This is a genomic window from Mesorhizobium sp. M7A.F.Ca.MR.362.00.0.0 (assembly GCF_004023175.1).
Classification (GTDB): domain Bacteria; phylum Pseudomonadota; class Alphaproteobacteria; order Rhizobiales; family Rhizobiaceae; genus Mesorhizobium.
The window spans coordinates 7308-9644 of record NZ_RZTF01000249.1 but is presented as its reverse complement, the minus strand read 5'-3'; the positions used below and the strand labels follow the sequence as shown (position 1 = coordinate 9644).

Below are 2337 nucleotides of genomic sequence, written 5' to 3'. Positions count from 1 at the left end.
GCAACCCGCCAGTCCGGCACGCCGGGTTTCCAGGTGGCGCGCATCGAGGCGCATGCCGACCTTCTGGAGGCCGCCCGCGACGATGCCAGGCTGATCCTGTCGCGCGACCCGGAGCTGCAATCGCAGCGTGGCGAGGCGTTGCGCCTGCTGCTTTATTTGTTCGGCCGCGACGAGGCCGTGCGGCTCCTGCGCGCCGGCTGAGCCAGGGCGGCAACCGACGGGTTGGCGAGCATCCCTTCGATCGGCTCGCCATTCACGACAACCATTTGCTTGACCTCGGGCGCCACCAGCCCGGCCGACACAATCAGCTTGGCGCCGTCCTCAATCGTCATGTCGAGCAGCACGATGTCCGACTTCGGCACATACATCAGGAATCCGGTGGTCGGGTTTGGCGTGCACGGCATGAACACGGCAATCAGCGGATCGCCTTCCTGGTCGAGCTTCTGGTTGATCTCGGTTTCCTTCTCGCTGGCGACGAACACCAGCGACCACACACCCTTGCGCGGATATTCGACCAGTCCGACCTGGCGGAACATGTCGCCCTTGTTGGACAGCACGGTCTCGAAAATCTGTTTCAGCGAGCCATAGATGCCGCGCACCAACGGCATGCGGCCAAGCAGGCGCTCGCCGAAATTGACGATGGCGCGGCCGACGATGTTGGCCGTCAGGAAGCCGATCAGCGTGATCAGGATGAGCGCCACGATCAGCCCGAACCCCGGCACAGGAAACGACAAATAGGTGTCAGGGCTGTAGCGGGCCGGAATATAGGGTTTCACCCAGGAATCGACCCAACCGATGAATGACCAGGCGATGTAGGCGGTGATCGCCAGCGGCGCGCAGACGATGAAGCCCGTGAGGAAATAGTTCCTCAGCCGGGTCACGCCGGAAGTCTTGGGAGCGTCGGACATGATTCACCGGAGGCCGCTATTGCGACGCGACATTAGTGAACCGCCGTCCAGTTTGGAACTGCGAAGTTTTTAAAGAGCCGATTATGCCGCTACTTCCAGCGGCTCAATCTTCTCGAGTTCCGGCGCCAGCTTTCTGGCTTCGGTTTCAAGCTCATAGGCCTGTTGAAAATTCATCCAGAATTCGGGCGTGGTGTTGAAAAATCTGGCGAGGCGAAGAGCCGTATCGGGAGTCAGGCCGATCTCTTCCTTGGCAATGCGTTCGATACGGGTGCGCGGAAGGTTGAGCTTTTTCGCCAGCGCGCCTGCACTCATGCCGAGCGGGACGAGATATTCTTCACGCAGGAATTCTCCAGGATGAACTGGACGTGCGAACTTGAGCATAGTTCAGGGTCCTCAAGGGTTCAGGGCAAGTGCCCGCTCAATGGTAATCGACGATCTCCACGTCTTCAGCGCCAGCAGCGGTCCATTTGAAGCAGATGCGCCACTGGTCGTTGATGCGAATTGAATGCTGTCCGGCTCGGCTCCCTTTCAGGGCTTCAAGATGATTTCCGGGCGGCGATCGAAGGTCATTCAGTTGGGCAGCGTTGGCAATTGCGCGAAGGCGGCGTTCGCCACGGGCAACCAAATCCGGCGGAAAGCCCTTTGGCGCCTTCCCTTCGGCAACCGCTTCGACCGCCTTGCCTCTGAACGAAACGATCAATAACGCGCCCTCTAGATTGTATCATACACTGATACATGTCGACGCGCAAGCAAATGTATCATCGGCCGATACAAATTTGCTATCGGTTGATCGGCGGCAAGATTTGACGATACCTATTCCACGGTCACCGATTTCGCCAGATTGCGCGGCTGGTCGACGTCGGTGCCCATGAACACGGCGGTGAAATAGGCGAGCATCTGGATCGGCAGCGCGTAGATGATCGGCGAGATGATTTCCGGCACGTCCGGCAGCACGATCGTCTCCATCGTCTTGACGCTCGTCAGCGCCGCACCCTTGCTGTCGGTGATCAGGATGATCTTGCCGCCGCGCGCCGCCACTTCCTGCATGTTCGAAACGGTCTTTTCGAAAATGTGGTCGTGCGGCGCAATGACGATGACCGGCATGTTCTCGTCGATCAGCGCGATCGGTCCATGCTTCAGCTCGCCGGCGGCATAGCCCTCGGCGTGGATATAGGAGATTTCCTTGAGTTTCAGCGCGCCTTCCATGGCCAGCGGAAAGTTGGTGTCGCGGCCGAGATAGAGCACGTCCTTGTAGCGTGAGAGTTCACGCGCGATCCGTTCGATCTGCTCTTCAAGCTTGAGCACCTGATTGGCATAGCGCGGCGCTTCCGAAAGCGCGCGCACCAGGGTCTTCTCTTGTTCTTTCGAGATTGTCCCGCGCGCCACGCCGGCCCGCACGGCAAGCGATGCCAGCACCGAAAGCTGCGCA

The 2337-nt window shown here is 59.6% G+C and carries 5 protein-coding genes; 1 reads left to right on the top strand and 4 read right to left on the bottom strand.

The annotated features are described in order from the left end of the window. A partial coding sequence (locus tag EOC06_RS25130; RefSeq protein WP_164898722.1) for a hypothetical protein occupies nucleotides 1-201 on the top strand: 201 nt, incomplete at its 5' end. Here EOC06_RS25130 and EOC06_RS25125 read toward each other — a convergent pair. The 4 genes from EOC06_RS25125 to EOC06_RS43455 all read right to left on the bottom strand — a co-directional run. Beyond that, nucleotides 153-908: a DUF502 domain-containing protein gene (locus EOC06_RS25125; protein WP_027036784.1), complete on the bottom strand. Its 756-nt coding sequence runs from the start codon at nucleotides 906-908 to the stop codon at nucleotides 153-155. The genes EOC06_RS25130 and EOC06_RS25125 overlap by 49 nt on opposite strands. A gap of 81 nt (nucleotides 909-989) precedes the next feature. Beyond that, nucleotides 990-1289, bottom strand: coding sequence for a HigA family addiction module antitoxin (locus EOC06_RS25120; RefSeq protein WP_013531910.1), 300 nt, complete (start codon nucleotides 1287-1289; stop codon nucleotides 990-992). Between the two features lie 37 nt (nucleotides 1290-1326). Next, complete coding sequence (locus tag EOC06_RS25115) at nucleotides 1327-1608, bottom strand: type II toxin-antitoxin system RelE/ParE family toxin (RefSeq protein WP_127327274.1); 282 nt, start codon at nucleotides 1606-1608, stop codon at nucleotides 1327-1329. Between the two features lie 113 nt (nucleotides 1609-1721). Further along, the coding region (locus EOC06_RS43455) for an SIS domain-containing protein (protein WP_245470034.1) at nucleotides 1722-2337 on the bottom strand (616 nt) is incomplete at its 5' end.